This window comes from Salipiger thiooxidans (assembly GCF_900102075.1).
In the GTDB taxonomy this organism is placed as follows: domain Bacteria; phylum Pseudomonadota; class Alphaproteobacteria; order Rhodobacterales; family Rhodobacteraceae; genus Salipiger; species Salipiger thiooxidans.
On sequence record NZ_FNAV01000004.1, the window covers coordinates 183,518 to 200,436 of the forward strand.

Genomic DNA, 16,919 nt, shown 5'->3' on the forward strand with positions numbered 1-16,919 from the left:
GGCAGGGCACCGCGTCCCGGTCTTCATCTTGCCGGATAAACTCCCGCCGGAGGCATCCGGCATCTCCGCCCTTGCAACGCCGGGAGGTCAGACCATGACGCTCGATCCCATCACCCTCACCGTCATCCAGTCCGGTCTGCAGCAGGTCTGCGACGAGATGGACCTGTCCTTCTCGCGGGCGGCCTTCTCGCCGGTGATCGCCGAGGCCAACGACCGCTCCGACGGCATCTACTCGGCCGAGGACGGCAGCCTGATCGCGCAGGGCTCGCAGGGCCTGCCGGTCTTCGTGGGCGTCATGCAGTATTCCACCGCCACGCTGATCAGGATGATCAAAGAGGGCAAGGTCGTCGCGCCGAAGCCGGGGGACATCTACATCGTCAACGACCCCTATCTCGGCGGCACCCACCTGATGGACGTGCGCTTCGCCATGCCGGTCTGGCGCAACGGCGAGATCTTCTGCTGGCTTTCCAACACCGGCCACTGGCCCGACACCGGCGGCGCGGTGCCAGGCGGATTCTCGGCCTCGGCCACCTCGGTCGAGCAGGAAGGGCTGCGCCTGCCGCCCGTCCGGCTCTTCAAGGACGGCGAGCTCGATCCCGAGATCTACGCCATCATCTGTTCCAACATCCGCGTCGCCGACCAGCGCATCGGCGACGTCAAGGCGCAGGCCGCGGCGCTCTACGTGGGCGAGGCGCGGCTGACCCGGATGCTCGACCGCTACGGCGACGACACGGTGCGCGAGGCCATCGGCGAGCTGCGCAGCCGCGCGGCCGAGCAGATGCGGGCGCAGATCGCCCAGATCCCGCCGGGCGTCTACCGCTCCACCGCCTATATCGACAGCGACGGCGTGGTGAACGAACCGCTCGAGATCAGGCTCGCGATCACCGCCGACGGCGAGCGGCTGAGCTTCGATTTCGCAGGCTCCAGCCCGCCCTGCCAGGGCCCGATGAACTCGGTCATCGCCACCACCCTGAGCTCGGTCTACCTCGCCATGCGGCACATCTTCCCCGACGTGCCGATCAGTGCCGGCGCCTTCGAGCCCCTGACCGTGCTGCGCCCCGAGGGCACCTTCCTCGATGCCCGCTACCCCCGCCCGGTCTCGGGCTGTGCCGCCGAGGTCAGCCAGCGCATCGCCGAGGCGGTGTTCGCGGCGCTGGTCGAAGCACTGCCGGGCAAGGTCAGCGCGGCCCCCGCGGGCTCGTCCGGCAACTTCGCGCTTGGCGGCGAGGTGCCGGAGACCGGCCAGAGCTACGTGATGTACCAGATCTCGGGTGGCGGCTACGGCGGCTACGCGGGCGGCGACGGCATCTCGAACGGCTGCTCGACCATCGGCATCTCGAAGGCGCCGCCGGTCGAGATCATGGAGCAGCAGTTCCCGGTGCTCTACCACCGCTACGCCCTGCGCGAGGGGTCGGGCGGGGCGGGCGCGCAGCGCGGCGGCTTCGGGCTCGACTACGAGGTCGAGATCCTCAGGGGACACGCGCGGGCGAGCTTCGTGATGGACCACGGCCGCTTCGGGCCGCAGGGCGTGCTCGGCGGAGGAGACGGCGCGGTGAACGAGGTGCGGGTGACGCGGGGCGGCGAGAGCTTCACGCCCGAGCACCTCTCCAAGGCGCAGGACATCTCGCTGGCGGCGGGCGACCGGGTACGGGTGAAGACACCCGGCGGCGGCGGCTATGGCGATCCTGCGACGCGCGACCGTGCGCTGGTGGCCGAGGACGTCCGGCTCGGGCGCTACACGGCCGAGGAAGCCGAGGCGCTGTTCGGCGGCGCCTGACCTCGAGGGGGCAGGGGCTCGCGGCGTGCGCCCGGAACCGATCTCCCCGGTCGTCCCTCCCTGTCCGGTCGCCGGCATCTCCTGACCCGCGGCGATCGTGCGCTCTCCACGGAGGACACGCGGTCCGGTGTCTTTCCGAAATGCCCCATGGCCCGAGACCCAGTGCCCGAGACCCGGTGCCCGAGCCCCATGGCCCGGGCACTGGCCCCCAAGGCCCCGAGAACACGGCCCTCGGCCCGTAGGCTCTGCGGCGCCTAGTCCTCGTCGTCGGCGTCGGGGTCCTTGAGTTCGACCTCGCCGGCGGCGACGAGGTCGCGGATGGCTGAGATCACCTGGTTCATCGCCGCCTCGCCCTTCTTGGCGCTGACCGACATGCCCGCCGCCTCTTCGCGGAGGGAGCCCGACATGCGCTTGGACATGTTCTCGAGCATGAACTCCACCGCCGCCATCTCGGCCTCGGAGGAGGCGGAGGCGATGGCGGTGGCGAGCACGTCTGTAGGCACGTCGCGGGTGATCTTGGGCACGTCCGACTTCTTGAGACGCTCGGGGATGTTGGCGAAGGTGAAGATCGCCTTGCGCACCCTCTCGGCGAACTCCCTGTCGGTCTCTTCCAGCCCCTCCAGCAGCTCGTCACGCTTGGCGCTGGCCGCGTAGTTGAGGATCGCGCCGACCCGTTCGTCGGGCTTCTTCTCGAAGGCCTTGGGCGGCTCGGCGTCGAGCTGCGCGGCCAGCGACAGGCCGATGCGGTCCACCGCCTCGGGGCTGACGCCCGCGGTCATCGAGATCGCGTAGGAGATCCGGCGGGCTCGGTCGCCAGGCAGGCGGGCGATGACCTTGGCGGCCTTGGCGGTGTCGATCTTCGACATCATCACGGCGGCGATCTCGATCGACTCGCCCACTACCAGCGCCTCGAGCCGTTCCTCGTCGAGCTTGTTGATCCGTTCCCACGGGTCGCCGGTCTGGCGCACGCCTGCCTCCTTGCGCAGGCGCGCGGCGGTGCGGTGGCTGATCCTGCCGTCGAGCGCCGACAGCGCGCCCGCCATGTCGCCCGGAAAGGACATGCCGACGCTCTCGAGCTCGTCGGCGAATTCCTCGATCACCTGGTTCAGCGTCTCGCGGTCGACGTAGCGCATGCGCCCGAGCTGCTGGGTGAGCTCGGCCTGAAGGTCGTCGGGCAGCGAGGACAGCGGCACATCCGCATCCTCGTTCAGCAGGAACTGCACGATGATCGCCGCCTTGGCGCGGCGGGTGAGCCCCGCGGGACCGCCCATCGGGCCCGGAAGTGCTGCGAACGGGGAAAGATTCGGCATCTTGGATCGCTCCGGTCGGGATGCCCAAGTGCTACCGCGGCTGGGTTAACGAAGCCTCACCGCGGGGCGGTCCGATGCCGGCGGATGCGGGAAAAACAAACGGATAAGGCGGCCGCGAACGGCCGCCTCGTGGTGTCCCGTGAGAGGTACGTCAGCCCGAAACAACCTTGCAGGTTCCGGACACGGAGTCGAAGACGGTGCCGTCGGCACACGTCATGCGCGCGTCGCTGTGTCCCATACAGTTTGCGCTCGCCGACAGTGGGGCCGCGATGAGTGCGGCGGCGGTCAGAAGAGCCTTGATCGTCATCTTGCGTCCTCCGTTTGGCGTGCTTCAACGGTAGCACGAGTTTACCCTACGGCAAAAAGATTCGTCCGAGAGGCGCATTTCGGCGGGATCCCGCCCGCGTGCCGGTTTGCACCCCGTGGCAGGCCCTAGGGCAGGGGCGTGTCGGGCAGCACGAAGCGGGGCGTCAGCGCCTCCACGCAAGCGGTGTCGAGCTCGGCTCCGGGGTCGAGGATGAACTTCACGTTCATGTCCATGCCGCAGTCGGAGTAGAGGCTGGCGCCGTGGCCCGCGTTGGGGAAGATCACCACGCGGGAATTCCCGAGCGTCTCGGCAGCGAGCGGCGACCATTTCCACGACGTCTGCGAGTCGTTGGTGCCCCCCGCGACCAGCACCGGCACGTCGGAATGCACCGGCTCGTGAAAGCCCTCGCGCGGGGCCGGGTCGAAGAGCGCGCAGGTCTCGTACATGCTGCGGATCTCGGTCTGCATGACCTCGGTCGTCACCAGCGAATAGGGGAAGTCAGCGAGCCTTTGCTCGAACCCCTCGGGCGAGTTGTAGGGGAAATCCTCCTGGCAGGCGTAGATATAAAGCCCCATGACGCCTTCAACGGCGCTCTCGAATCCGGTGATCTCGGTCTCGCCCAGATCGAAGGTGCGGCGCACGTCGTCCTCGCTCATGGCGGCCACCAGCGACAGCAGCGCCTCGCGGTCGGGGCCGACGAAATGGCTGCCCACCCACTCGGCGAGGGCCTCGCGGCTGCGCGGGCCGGCGAGCATCCGGGCGTAGTCCCTGACCGCGGCGAAGAGCCTCTCGCGGGTCAGGTCGCGCCCGGCCTCGGTGACACGCTGGTCGAAGGCCTCGGCGACCGAAACCGCGGTCACGCCGGTCACGAGGTCATGCTTCAGCTGTTGCAGCGCGGCGGCGACGGTCCTGGTCTGCGCCTGCATGGATTGCGCCGTGGCCAGTGCCGCCAGCGCCAGCGCGCGCTCGTCGTCGCTGAGACGCTCGGCGCCGCCATCGAGCAGGTCCGCGGGCTGCTTCAGCTTGGGCTCGAGAAAGGTGTCGAGATACCAGTCGAGCGTGGTGGCATCGCCCTCGGAGAGCTCGTGGATGATGCGGGGCAGGTAGGCGGTCAGCTCGCGCGCCCATAGCGCGCTGTGGGCGGTGCGCTGGCTCACCAGCGTGTAGAAGAGCGAGGCCGAGATCTCGGGCTTGCCCCGGGCGGCGGGCACCGGCGTCTCGGTCAGGATGTCGCCGAGCGCCTTGGTCTTCTCGCGCAGGTCGGGGTAGGCCGCGGCGCAGCCCTCGTCCGCGGCGCATTGGTCGAACATCGCCTCGAGCGCGTCGGCATGGGGGCCGAAGAGGTCGTCGTAGAGCCGGACGGTGGGCGGGGCCACGCCGTCGATGATCACCGCGCGCACGCCCTCGGGCGCGGTACGCAGCACCTCGAGCGCCAGCCGCGAGCCGTAGGAGATGCCGAAGATGTTGTATTCCGGGTATCCGAGCGCCGACATCACCGCCTGCACGTCACGGGCATTGTTGGCGGTGTTGTAGGCAGACAGATCTGCGTCGCTGGCCTTGAGCTCTTCGATGCAGGGGGCGAGCAGGGTCTCGTCGCTGAGCTCTTCGCCCTCAATCTCGGGCTTTCCGGCGGATTTGCGGACGATGCCGACGATGTTCTCGGCCATCGCCTCATGACAGCGGACTGTGGTCGATGACAGCATCGCGGCACGCTGGTCGAAGCTCACCACGTCGCGATGGGCGCGGTGGCCGCCGAGGATCACGTCGGTCATCGTGGCGATGGAGGCGAGGCTGCCGCCTGCGGGGCCGCCGTGCAGGTAGACGATGGCGTCGGGGAAGGGCTGGGTGGTTTGGGCGCGCCCGACCGCGAACTCGAGCGGGACGCGGCGGCCGTCGGGAAGGTCGTAGTCCTCGGGCACGCTCACCGTGCCGCAGATCAGCGTGTGGCCTTCGATGTCGAGGGGCGAGGTGGTCTCGGGACAGGCCTCGACGGTGACCGGGTAGCGGGTGTCGAAGCCGCCGCCGCGCAGGGTGTCGAAGGCGGGGTCGGGTTCGGAGGTGAGCAGGGCCACGGCGGCGATGATCTGTTCGGGGGTCATGTCGGCGCTCCGTCTGGGCTACGGAGCCGCGCAAGTGCCGCTCCGCTGGCAGGACCATTAGGAGCGGCACGGGGGCTTGGGTCAACCTCCGGGGTGTGTTCGGAGGATCCTGTCCCGGGTCTTGTCGCAGGTCGTGGGTCGTCTCCGGGGGCAGGGCGCCCCCGGAAGGGCGCGATCAGGCCTCGCCGAAGACGCGGCGGAAGATCGTGTCCACGTGCTTGGTGTGGTAGCCCATGTCGAACTTCTCTTTGATGCCGTCGACGCCGAGCGCCTTGACCACGTCTTCGTCGGCCAGCAGCAGGTCACGGAAGTCGAGACGCTCTTCCCAGACCTTGAGCGCGTTGCGCTGGACCATGGAATAGGCGTCCTCGCGGCTCACGCCGGCCTGGGTCAGCGCCAGCAGCACCCGCTGCGACATCACCAGACCCGGGAACTTGTTCATGTTGTCGAGCATGTTCTGCGGGTAGATGATCATCTTGTCGACGACGCCCGCAAGGCGGTTCAGCGCGAAGTCGAGGGTGATGGTGGCGTCCGGGCCGATGCCGCGCTCGACCGAGGAGTGCGAGATGTCGCGCTCGTGCCAGAGGGCGACGTTCTCCATCGCCGGGATCACCGTCATGCGCACGAGGCGGGCGAGGCCGGTGAGGTTCTCGGTCAGCACCGGGTTCTTCTTGTGCGGCATCGCCGAGGAGCCCTTCTGGCCCATCGAGAAGAACTCGGCGCCTTCGAGCACCTCGGTGCGCTGCATGTGGCGGATCTCGATGGCGATGTTCTCGATGCTGCTGGCGATGACGCCGAGCGTGGCGAAGAACATGGCGTGGCGGTCACGCGGGATGACCTGGGTCGAGATCGGCTCGGGGCGCAGGCCGAGCTTTTCGCAGACGTGCTCCTCGACCGCCGGGTCGATGTTGGCGAAGGTGCCGACGGCACCCGAGATCGCGCCGGTGGCAATTTCCCACCTGGCCTTCTCGAGACGGTTCTTGTTGCGGTCCATCTCGGCGTAGAAGCGCGCGAAGGTGAGGCCCATGGTGGTGGGCTCGGCGTGGATGCCGTGGCTGCGGCCGACGCGGACGGTGTCCTTGTGCTCGAAGGCGCGCTTCTTGAGCGCGGCGAGGACCTTGTCGACGCCGCCCAGCAGGAGGTCGGCGGCGCGCACCAGCTGCACGTTGAGGCAGGTGTCGAGCACGTCGGAGCTGGTCATGCCCTGGTGCACGAAGCGGGCCTCGTCCGAGCCCACGTGCTCGGCCAGGTGGGTGAGGAAGGCGATGACGTCGTGCTTGGTGACGGCCTCGATCTCGTCGATGCGGGCGACGTCGAACTCGACATCCTTGGCCTTCCACACGGCGTCGGCGTTCTCCTGCGGGATCACGCCAAGTTTCGCCTGGGCGTCGCAGGCGTGGGCCTCGATCTCGTACCAGATGCGGAACTTGGTGGCGGGCTCCCAGATCGCGGTCATCTCGGGGCGGGCGTAACGGGGGATCATGGGCGGTCCTCGGGGTTGCACTGGAATTGCGCGCGTCATAGGGCGGAAGGGCCGTGGCGGCAAGTGTGGAGGCTGTCGCGCGGTGTCCGGGGCCTGTCGCGGGCGGCACGGGCGGAGGGGGGCTCTGCCCCCCGCGCTGTCGCGCTCCCCCCGGAGTTTACGGGCAAGATGAAGGAGCGGGCCTTGCGCGGGCTGGAGGCGTTTATCGGAGAATGGCGGCTGGAGCGGGAGATCCGCGAGGCCTCGGGCGGCAGCGGGCGGTTCGAGGGCGTGGCGCGCTGGGTGCCCGAGGGCGCGGGGGCGCTCTACGTCGAGACCGGCGAGCTGGTGCTGCCCTCGGGGCGGTTCGCTGCCGAGCGGCGCTATCGCTGGGGCGCGGACCTGTCGGTGTGGTTCGAGGACGGGCGGTTCTTTCACCAGGTCCCGGCGGAGGGCGGCGAGACCGGCCACTGGTGCGATCCGGACCAGTACGATGTCCGCTACGATTTCAGCGACTGGCCGCAGTGGCAGGTGCGCTGGCAGGTGCGGGGGCCGCGCAAGGATTACAGCATGGTGTCGCGCTACGCCCGGGGCTGAACAAAGCGCTGGGATTTCCGGGGCTTGCTGGTCTGTATACCGCTGCATTCCTGTAAGATGCTGAAACCCAAGGGGAATTTTTCTTTACTTTGGTGTCGCGGCTTGTAGATTCTGGCGCACATTGCTTGCAGGACACCCGTGAATGCCGACGATCCAGGACCACCCGCTGCGTTACCAGCTTGCCAACGAGCTGCACGCCCGCCCGTTTCCGTCGCTGCGTGCGCCGGCCCGGGCGGTCTTTCTGGCAATCAAGAAGACCCATGACGCGGCCTCGCGCGACCGGGGCGAGGACACCGCCCACCTGCTCGACCTGCTGGACCGCTACGGCACCCAGCATCCGCAGCCCGGTGCCACGCATTTCTCGGCGCCGATCGGCCAGCACGTGCTCAAATGGGAGCAGCACACCGAGTTCGTCACTTATACCGTGTTCCTGAGCGGTGCCGGCGAGCGGCCCTTCGATCCGGCGGATTTCGACGTCTTCCCCGGCGACTGGCTGGCGTCGGCGCCCGGGGTGCGGGTGACCTCGGCGATGATCCGGATCTGCGAGCGCGTCGCCGACGAGGAGGCGGTCAATACCATGATCAACGACTGGCTGGTGGCGGACAGCGTGGCGGTGAGCCGCGTCGTGGACGACGCCGTGGTGATCGCCGGCGATTTCCGCATCGACGCGGGCGGGCACCTGCGCTTCGGGGTGTTCCCGCGCAAGGGCGTGGGCGAGCGCCGGGTCGGGCGCGTGGTGCAGCGGGTCTGCGAGATCGAGACCTACAAGGCGATGTCGATGCTGGGCTTCACCCGGGTGCGGGCGATCGCGCCGCGGATGACCGAGATCGACGCCGAGCTCACCCGGCTGATGACCGCCATGACCCATGGCGATGCGCCCGAGGAGGAGACGCTGCGGTCGCTTCTGCGGGTGTCCTCCGAGCTCGAGACGCTGTCGGCGCAGACCGCCTTCCGGCTCTCGGCCACCGCGGCCTACGAGGCGCTGGTCACCAGCCGCATTTCGGTGCTGCGCGAGGAGCGCTTCCACGGCCGGCAGACCTTTCGCGAGTTCATGGTGCGCCGTTTCGATCCGGCCATGCGCACGGTCAAGAGCGCCGAGCGGCGGCTCGAGGCGATGTCGGCGCGGGCGATGCGGGCGGGCGAGCTGTTGCGCACCCGGGTCGAGGTGACGCGCTCGGCCCAGAACCAGGAGCTGCTGGCGAGCATGGACCGGCGCGCCGACATGCAGCTGCGGCTGCAGCACACGGTCGAGGGGCTCTCGGTGGTGGCGATCAGCTACTACGCGGTGTCGCTGGTGGGCTACCTGCTGTACCCGCTGGCCGGCGCCGTCGGGATGAGCAAGGGGCTTCTGACGGCGCTGGCGGTGCCGCCGGTGGTGCTGGCGGTCTGGCTCGGGCTGCGGCGGATCCGCCGGTCGGTCACCAAGGAGGGCGGCCACTGAGAGCCAGCCCGCGCGTGGCTCAGTAGCGGTAGCCGAGGTCGGCCTCGAGCGCGAGGTCGAGCTCGCCGCGCATGAAGGTCGTGTCGTCGCCCGGCATGTGCATGGGCGTCTCGGGGCGCGTCTCGACCGATGGCAGGAACCTCGAGCCGAGGCGCCTGACCACCGGGCGGTAGCCTTCGGGCGAGGGGGTGAGCGAGAGCCGCTTCTCGAGTTCGGCGAGGAAGGCGCGGGGCGCGCTCTGCACCGCTTCGAACCGGCAGAACACCAGCGAGCAGCCACGGTTGAAGAAGCCCAGCAGCCCCTGCATCTTGGTGCGGCGCAGGGCGAAGAGATTGGCGTAGGGCGCCCCGCTGAGCGGGTGCCGGTCGAGCTGCAGCGCCGCGCCGCGCCCGCCCATGGTCTTGAGCTGCGGGAAGGAGCGCTCGCGGTCGGCGATGGTGGCCCACTCCTCGCGGATGAACTCTGAGAAGCCGAGGCGCTGCATCTCGGGCGGGCAATGCCACGGCTTCTCGTGCATCGAGCGCGCCCAGTCGCCGGCGTGGCGCACGACGCAGACGATGGCCATGTCCTGCGGGATGGCGGCCATATGCGGCAGGCCGTGTTTCCAGCCCAGCCCCTCGGACGGCGCGAGCGCGGTGTTCCGCCCCAGCAGGCGCTTGACGAAATTGGTGCCAGAGGACCGCTCGCCGAACACCTGGTAACGGGTGATCGGGTGGCCAGTCAGGGAAAACTGCCAGCCGGTGTCAAGGAAGTCCTGCGCGATCATCTGGCCTCTGGTCTGGGTCGGATCCGGTACGGGTGGCGGACGGACGGCCTGCCCGCAACGTTACGCCCGCCCCGGAAGATTGGCGATTCTCATTCGTGAGGGGGCGCTGTAAGCTATTGCGAAACCGCGTCAAGAACAGGTGAAGCGCAGATATAAATCGGTGGCCGCGGCCGTGCCGGTGGTGCGCGACGACGCGTTCTTCCACGAGACATGGGTGCGCTACGACGGCGCGGCGCCGAGCCGCGAGAACTGCGAAGTGATCTGTCACGGGCGCATCGCGGACGTGCAGCGGCTGGCCGCGAGCTGCAACGTCATCGGCATCCCGGGCGAGGCGCACAGGGGCTTCGACATGAAGCGCTGTCGGCTGCTCAGACGGCGGGGTGACCGGGCTGCGGGGCTATGATGCGCAGGTCATCGTGGGGGATGGCGACGCGCTGGTGGTGCTGAACCCGGCGGAGGGCTTGATGCTGGTCGACTGGCTGGCCGGACAGCCGTCGCGGCGGGTCCTGACGCCACGGGGCTCGAGGTCATTCACCGCATCGACCGCGAGACGGAGCCGCTGGCGGGGCAGGTGCCGGGCCCGCGACGGAATGTGCGCATCGCGCCGCAGCAATCCAGGCCCTGCGTGCTGTCGCTCGACCCCAGGATCTCGCGCGGGGAGGGCATGTCACCCGGGCCTCGAAGCTCTTCAAGCCGGGTCGGCTGCACCTCTTCCACCTCAGGTACTGCAACTTCGGGCTCTGCGTCGAGACGATGAACCGGCGCAACGCGGTCTCGTGCCTCGGGACGTCCGGAAGGATCAGGTCCTGCCGAGCGAACGGTCTGCGTCAGAACCCCTTCGACGACACGAAGGCGACCGAGGTGATCTGGGTGGGCATGGCCTGCCGGACGCCCTCGGAGGTCGCGGCGATGAACCCGCGCGAGCTTTCGTCGATGAGCCCGAGCCCCGCCTCGAACAGGCCGGGCGGCGTGTGGACCAGCGTTGCGGCGAAGATGGCGCCGGCGAGCAGGCCGCCGGAGTTGCTTCGCGTCACCCGGTTGCGCCGCGCCAGCGCGTAGCGGAGCACGTGGGCCGCGAGGAACACCGCCGACGCCGCGAGCAGCGCCGCGAGCGCGTAGAAGACATAGCCGTGCAGGTGGGTGGGCAGGCTGCCCTGGGTCAGGCTCTCCTGGATGCCGTCGCGGTTGCGGGCCGCAGAGATCGTCAGGTAGGCCCAGCCGAAGCCCATCAGAAGGTACATCCACGGGTGACTGCTGCGGACCTGCACCTCGGGATGCGCGCCGCCGTCGCGGATGAAACGCGGGTCGACCCGCTCGACACGGGCCACGAAATCGTCGTGGGTCATCTTCCGAAACGCGTATTGCCTCATTCGCCCAGTCCCTGCCTCTGTCCCTGCCTTGAGCCCTGCCTCGGTTCCCGACGCATGTGGCGATACCCGCGTCTGTCGCGCAGGCCCGACCTCTGCCGAATCCGGCGCCGCGTCCCTGCCGGCGCGGCTGCACGTTGTGCGCAGACAGCACCGCGGTGGCGCATGGCCTTCCTCCGACGCGTTAAGGGGTAGGGGCGAATAATGGCGATTTATTGCAGCGATTGCGCCCGAGGTTGGGAAACACCACGGCAAACGGTTCGGATTTGCGCGTGAGACGCCAAACCCCTGAGATTCCGGGCCCTGAAGGTTAAGAATCTAGTGAAAACCACGGCATCGAGGTTAACGGCGCCGATACCGAATGCGGCCACCGAGCGTCCCGGGCGGAGGCATCCCCCGCCCGGACAAAGGTCAATCAGCCCCGGGTCATCGCCTCGAGGATGCGGGCCCAGCTGCGGATGCCCTTGTGGAAGCTCTCGAGGTCGTACTTCTCGTTGGGCGAGTGGATCTGGTCGTCGTCCTTGCCCCAGCCCACCAGCATCGCGTCCATGCCGAGGATGGTCTTGAAGTAGCCCGCGATCGGGATCGAGCCGCCGCAGCCGGCATAGGCCGCGGGATCGGGCCACTCGTCCGACAGCGCCTGACGCGCGGCCTCGAAGCCCGGGTGCTCGATGGACATCTGCGAGGCGGGCGAGCAGCTGTGGTCCTTCCACGCGATCTTGCAGTCGGCGGGCAGCTGCGCCTCGACCCACGCGCGGAAGTTCTTGCGGATCGCCTCGGGGTCCTGCGTGCCGACCAGACGGAAGCTGATCTTGGCGTGGGCCTTGGACGGCAGCACGGTCTTGAAGCCGTCACCGGTGTACCCCGACCAGATGCCGTTGATCTCGGCGGTGGGACGGGCCCAGATCATCTCGAGCGGGGTGACCGAGCTTTCGCCCGCGGGGATCGACAGCCCGACGTCGCCGAGGAAGGCCTTGTCGTCGAAACCGAGCCCTTCCCATTGCGCCTTCAGCTCGTCGGACAGCACCGGCACGCCCTCGTAGAGCTCGGGCACCTGGATCACCCCGTCGTCGTCGAAGAGCCCGCCGAGGATCTTGGTCAGGACGCGCGCGGGGTTCCTCGCGATGCCGCCGTACATGCCCGAGTGCAGGTCCTTGTCGGGTCCGGTGATGGTGAGCTCTTCGCCGAGGAGGCCGCGCAGCATGGTCATGATGGCGGGGGTCTTCGACTGGAAGAGCCCGGTGTCGCAGATCAGCGCCAGCTCTGCCTTCAGCTCGTCGGCGTTCTCCTTCATGAAGGGCACCAGCGAGGGCGAGCCGCTCTCTTCCTCGCCCTCGAGGAAGAAAGTGATCTTGCAGGGCAGGCTGCCGTGCTCGGCCTTCCATGCGCGGCAGGCCTCGATGAAGGTCATCAGCTGGCCCTTGTCGTCCGCCGCCCCGCGGCCGCGGATCACCGTGCCCCTGGCGGTCTCCTCGAGCGCCGGATCGAAGGGATCGCGGTCCCAGAGGTTCAGCGGATCGACCGGCTGCACGTCGTAGTGGCCGTAGAACAGGATGTGCGGGCCGGGGCCGTCGACATGGCCCACCACCATCGGATGGCCGGGGGTGGGGCGCTTCTCGACCGCGACCCCGAGCGAGGCGAGATCCGCCACCAGCCAGTCGGCGGCGCGGTCGCAGTCGGCCTTGTAGGCGGGGTCGGTCGAGATCGAGGGGATTCGAAGCAGCTCGAGCAGCCGGTCGGTCGCGGCGGGAAGATCGGTGTCGATGCGGGCGAGAACGGCGTCGAGTGACATGCCAAGGCTCCTGTGTGCGGTCAATTCGGCGCGAGCCTAGCAGCGCCGGGCGCACTGTCCAGAGCCCGGACCTCAGGTTGTCGCGACCGCGAGCCCGACCAGCACGAGCGCCGCCCCGGCCGCCTGCCGAAGGCTCAGCCCCTCGCCGATCAGCAGCGCGTAGGAAAGCACCAGCAGGGTCTCTGCGGCGATGATGGCGATGTAGACCAGCGACAGCTCGGCCCGGCGCAAGAGCACCATCTCGGCCAGAAATGCGGCGAGAAAACCGAGCGAGGCCAAGGCGATGCCCGAATGGCCAAGACCGTGCGAGGTGAGTTTCATGCCGATGGTGGCGACCGCGTATCCTCCGGCGGTCGCGATCACCAGCAGCGCGGCGGGAATGGTGGGCGAGACGAGTGTCAGCATCGGAAATATCCAGGATGTCTCAAATGAAGCTCGAGGCCGCGCCGGGTGGAGGCGGGCGGGGCCGTCAATTCGGCCAGCTTCAGGATGCGCCGATCGGGAACGGCTGAGTAGTATGGGAAACCCGACCCCCGGGACACGCTCCGAAAGTCTTGATGCAAATCAAGGCCGCGACATTTAGCATCGTTCTAAACCGTGGACATGAGACGATGTGAGCGGTATCCATTCACTCCTGTGAATGCGGACCATCTGACTGCGGATGACCCCGCAGGAGCTAGCCACGCAGCCCGCAAAAGACGTGGCACGACCAAGGAAGGAGATACCGGTGGACTACACCGCGAAGCTCGACGACGCCCTGACCCGCCTGCACGACGAAGGCCGCTACCGCACCTTCATCGACATCGAGCGCAAGAAGGGCCAGTTCCCCCACGCCACCTGGCGCAAGGCTGACGGAACCGAGCAGCCGATCACCGTCTGGTGCGGCAACGACTACCTTGGCATGGGCCAGCATCCCGTCGTCCTGCAGGCGATGCACGAGGCCATCGACGGCACCGGCGCGGGCTCGGGCGGCACCCGCAACATCTCGGGTACCACGGTCTACCACAAGCGGCTCGAGGCCGAGCTGGCGGACCTGCACGGCAAGGAAGCGGCGCTGGTGTTCTCGTCGGCCTACATCGCCAACGACGCCACGCTCTCGACCCTGCCCAAGCTGTTCCCCGGGCTGATCATCTATTCCGACGAGCTCAACCACGCCTCGATGATCGAGGGCATCAAGCGCAACGGCGGTGCCAAGCGGATCTTCCGCCACAACGACACCGCCCACCTGCGCGAGCTGCTCGAGGCCGATGATCCGCGCGCGCCCAAGCTCATCGCCTTTGAATCGGTCTACTCGATGGACGGCGATTTCGGGCCCATCGAGGCGCTCTGCGATCTCGCCGACGAGTTCAACGCGCTGACCTATCTCGACGAGGTGCACGCGGTTGGCATGTACGGCCCGCGCGGCGGTGGCGTGGCCGAGCGTGACCGGCTCTCGCATCGCATCGACATCATCAACGGCACCCTCGGCAAGGCCTTCGGCGTGTTCGGCGGCTACATCGCCGCGAACGAGAAGATGTGCGACGCCATCCGCTCTTACGCGCCGGGCTTCATCTTCACCACCTCGCTGCCGCCGGCGGTGGCGGCCGGGGCCGCGGCCTCGATCGCGCATCTCAAGACCGACCATGCGCTGCGCGAGAAGCACCAGACCCAGGCCCGGATCCTCAAGACCCGGCTCAAGGGCATGGGGCTGCCGATCATCGACCACGGCTCGCATATCGTGCCGGTGATCGTGGGTGACCCGAAGCACACCAAGCAGCTGTCCGACATGCTGCTCGAGGGCTATGGCATCTACGTGCAGCCGATCAACTTCCCCACCGTGCCGCGCGGCACCGAGCGTCTGCGCTTCACCCCGTCGCCCGTGCACGGCCCCGACGAGATGGACCGTCTGGTGCGCGCGCTCGACGAACTTTGGTCGCGCTGCGCCCTCAATCGGCAGGAGCTCAGCGCCTGACGCGCTCACGCCCGCTATCCGGGACGTGATCGGTGTTTCATTGCCTCCCGTGCCCCGGCATGGGAGGTTTTTTATGGATGGGTCACGGTCTCGCCCCGGCTTCCGACACAGGGAAGCCCGGAACGCGGTCGAGAATTTCGGATGACGATTTAGGAACTTCCGAGGCGCTCGACGCGTTCGGCGGGGGAAACGCGAATGGCCGGGCGGTGCGCAGATCCATGCTCATCGCTCGTTAGAACTCTGTAAACCCTGTTGTGATGTGCTAACGTCGTATCAATAAAGCGCGCGACGCGAATCGCGAACGCGTGAGTGGGCAGGGCTACTTGGGACAGCGGTAACTGGGTTGAACGCATGATCGGGCGGAAATCCTCACGTAAGCCGGAGGCGGTTGTCGACGAAGACACACCGCGCGGGTTCGACGATTTCACGTTGCGGCTTGGCGACGTGATGCGTGGCGAACGTGCGACCATGGGTAAGTCGCTTCTCGACGTGCAGCGCGAGCTTCGGATCAAGGCGAGCTACATCGCCGCGATCGAGAATTGCGATCCTTCCGCCTTCGACACGCCGGGCTTCATCGCCGGTTACGTGCGCTCCTATGCCCGCTATCTCGGGATGGATCCCGACGAATGCTTCCAGCAGTTCTGCGCCGAAAGCGGCTTTGCCGTGGCCCATGGCATGTCCGAGAAAGCATCGACCATCCGCAAGCCGCAACCGGGCGAGCCGCTCCGCTCCTCGGCCCGCGACCCGTTCGAGGAACCGCGGATGCCCTTCGTGCCTGCCGGCGACTCGCTGCTGTCGCGGATCGAGCCCGGGGCCATCGGCTCGATGCTGGTGCTGATCGCGCTGATCGGTGGCATCGGTTACGGCGGCTGGTCGGTCCTGCGCGAGGTGCAGCGCGTGCAGCTTGCGCCCGTGGACCAGACCCCGGTGGTGCTGAGCGAGCTTGACCCGCTGGAAGGGGCCATCGTGCCCGAGACCGACGACGACGTTGAGGTCGCGCGCGCCGAGGGCGTCGGTGCCTTCTCGCCCCCGGGCTCCGAGGCGCTCGCCAGGCTCTACCGGCCGCAGGCGCTGGACGTGCCGGTGCTGGTGGCGCGCGATGCCCCGATTTCCTCGCTCGACCCGGCTACGGTCGGCGCCTTCGCGCGGCGCGGCATGACCGCGCCGCAGCCGATGGCGACCCCGGACGGCTCCGAGCGCCAGTTCGCCTCGCTTCAGGCGCCGCGGATCGCCTCGGCGCCCGGTGCCGTCACGTTGATGGCGGTGCGCCCGGCGTGGGTGCGGGTGCGCGGCAACGGCGGCGTCACGCTCTACGAGCGGGTGATGAATGCCGGCGACACCTGGACCGTTCCCGCCGACCAGCTCGAGCCGCGGCTCAACGTTGGGGAATCCGGCGCCGTCTATTTCTCGATGAACGGCAACACCTACGGCCCGGTCGGCCCCTCCGGCACCGTGACGAGCGAGCTGCCGCTGGTGCCCGACGTGCTGAACGCCGCCTATACTCCCGCCGACCCTCAGCGCGATGGCGACCTGCAGCAGATGCTGGCCGACCTGCGTCTCAACAGCGGCCCCGCCGGCATCCCCGGCATGCCCAAGGTGCTCGAGGACGGCGCCCCCGGCGTGATGATGATTGCGGTGCGCCCGGCGTGGGTGCGGGTGCGTGCGGCCGACGGCTCGGTGATCTACGAGGCGATCATGAACGCCGGTGACACCTTCAAGCTGCCGGCCACCGAAGAGCCTGCCACCCTGCGCGTGGGCGAATCCGGCGCTGTCTACTTCGCGGTGAACGGCCAGACCTACGGGCCGGCCGGCGCCAAGGGCGCGGTGACCAAGAACCTCGCGCTCTCGGTCGAGAATCTCACCCAGACCTATCAGGTGGCCGACGCGACCCGCGATTCGGACCTCGAGCGGGTCGTGGCCGAACTGAACGATACCACCGCGACCCTCACCGACTGATCCCCGAACCGTCCCGTCGCGCAAGATGCGGGGCGCGGAAACGGCGTGCCGCACGTCCCTGCGGGCGGAGCTCTCGGAAAGGAGACTGGCCCCG

The 16,919-nt window shown here is 68.4% G+C and carries 14 protein-coding genes; 6 read left to right on the forward strand and 8 right to left on the reverse strand.

Features of this window, described 5'->3' with window-relative positions; genetic code table 11:
• Positions 1-94 precede the first annotated feature (94 nt).
• Entirely contained in the window at positions 95-1,777 is a 1,683-nt protein-coding gene (locus tag BLQ77_RS07225; protein WP_089957307.1) for a hydantoinase B/oxoprolinase family protein, read from the forward strand.
• A gap of 254 nt (positions 1,778-2,031) precedes the next feature.
• On the opposite strand, the gene BLQ77_RS07230 is transcribed toward BLQ77_RS07225, so the two are convergent.
• The 4 genes from BLQ77_RS07230 to purB form a co-directional block, all read right to left on the reverse strand.
• The gene (locus BLQ77_RS07230; RefSeq protein WP_089957309.1) at positions 2,032-3,087 is read right to left on the reverse strand and encodes a flagellar motor switch protein FliG; all 1,056 of its coding nucleotides are present in this window, start codon (positions 3,085-3,087) and stop codon (positions 2,032-2,034) included.
• Between the two features lie 151 nt (positions 3,088-3,238).
• Positions 3,239-3,394: a hypothetical protein gene (locus BLQ77_RS07235; RefSeq protein ID WP_040384082.1), complete on the reverse strand. Its 156-nt coding sequence runs from the start codon at positions 3,392-3,394 to the stop codon at positions 3,239-3,241.
• Positions 3,395-3,519: 125 nt separating this feature from the next.
• Positions 3,520-5,493, reverse strand: coding sequence for an alpha/beta hydrolase (locus tag BLQ77_RS07240; protein WP_089957312.1), 1,974 nt, complete (start codon positions 5,491-5,493; stop codon positions 3,520-3,522).
• Between the two features lie 175 nt (positions 5,494-5,668).
• The gene (gene purB, locus BLQ77_RS07245; RefSeq protein WP_089957316.1) at positions 5,669-6,976 is read right to left on the reverse strand and encodes an adenylosuccinate lyase; all 1,308 of its coding nucleotides are present in this window, start codon (positions 6,974-6,976) and stop codon (positions 5,669-5,671) included.
• A 183-nt stretch (positions 6,977-7,159) separates the two neighbouring features.
• Between purB and BLQ77_RS07250 the strand changes: the two genes are divergently transcribed.
• Together BLQ77_RS07250 and BLQ77_RS07255 are read left to right on the forward strand one after the other, a co-directional pair.
• Positions 7,160-7,552, forward strand: coding sequence for a DUF6314 family protein (locus tag BLQ77_RS07250; protein ID WP_242661644.1), 393 nt, complete (start codon positions 7,160-7,162; stop codon positions 7,550-7,552).
• A 142-nt stretch (positions 7,553-7,694) separates the two neighbouring features.
• A complete protein-coding gene (locus BLQ77_RS07255; protein ID WP_089957323.1) occupies positions 7,695-8,993 on the forward strand; it encodes a DUF3422 family protein in 1,299 nt (432 codons plus the stop codon).
• Positions 8,994-9,012: 19 nt separating this feature from the next.
• Here BLQ77_RS07255 and BLQ77_RS07260 read toward each other — a convergent pair whose 3' ends face one another.
• A complete protein-coding gene (locus BLQ77_RS07260; RefSeq protein WP_089957326.1) occupies positions 9,013-9,759 on the reverse strand; it encodes a hypothetical protein in 747 nt (248 codons plus the stop codon).
• A 139-nt stretch (positions 9,760-9,898) separates the two neighbouring features.
• Here BLQ77_RS07260 and BLQ77_RS07265 point away from each other — a divergent pair, with 139 nt between their 5' ends.
• The gene (locus tag BLQ77_RS07265) at positions 9,899-10,162 is read left to right on the forward strand and encodes a hypothetical protein (RefSeq protein ID WP_131821993.1); all 264 of its coding nucleotides are present in this window, start codon (positions 9,899-9,901) and stop codon (positions 10,160-10,162) included.
• A 424-nt stretch (positions 10,163-10,586) separates the two neighbouring features.
• Here BLQ77_RS07265 and BLQ77_RS07270 read toward each other — a convergent pair whose 3' ends face one another.
• The 3 genes from BLQ77_RS07270 to BLQ77_RS07280 form a co-directional block, all read right to left on the reverse strand.
• Positions 10,587-11,105 (reverse strand): hypothetical protein, encoded by a 519-nt coding sequence (locus BLQ77_RS07270; RefSeq protein WP_089957334.1) that lies wholly within the window; start codon positions 11,103-11,105, stop codon positions 10,587-10,589.
• 436 nt (positions 11,106-11,541) lie between these two features.
• The gene (locus BLQ77_RS07275; protein WP_089957337.1) at positions 11,542-12,918 is read right to left on the reverse strand and encodes a M20/M25/M40 family metallo-hydrolase; all 1,377 of its coding nucleotides are present in this window, start codon (positions 12,916-12,918) and stop codon (positions 11,542-11,544) included.
• Between the two features lie 72 nt (positions 12,919-12,990).
• Entirely contained in the window at positions 12,991-13,323 is a 333-nt protein-coding gene (locus tag BLQ77_RS07280) for a hypothetical protein (protein WP_008885502.1), read from the reverse strand.
• 322 nt (positions 13,324-13,645) lie between these two features.
• On the opposite strand from BLQ77_RS07280, the gene hemA reads away from it, so the two are divergent.
• Both hemA and BLQ77_RS07290 read left to right on the forward strand, forming a co-directional pair.
• Positions 13,646-14,869 (forward strand): 5-aminolevulinate synthase, encoded by a 1,224-nt coding sequence (gene hemA, locus BLQ77_RS07285; protein ID WP_089957341.1) that lies wholly within the window; start codon positions 13,646-13,648, stop codon positions 14,867-14,869.
• A gap of 351 nt (positions 14,870-15,220) precedes the next feature.
• Positions 15,221-16,825 (forward strand): helix-turn-helix domain-containing protein, encoded by a 1,605-nt coding sequence (locus tag BLQ77_RS07290; RefSeq protein WP_089957345.1) that lies wholly within the window; start codon positions 15,221-15,223, stop codon positions 16,823-16,825.
• Positions 16,826-16,919: the final 94 nt, after the last annotated feature.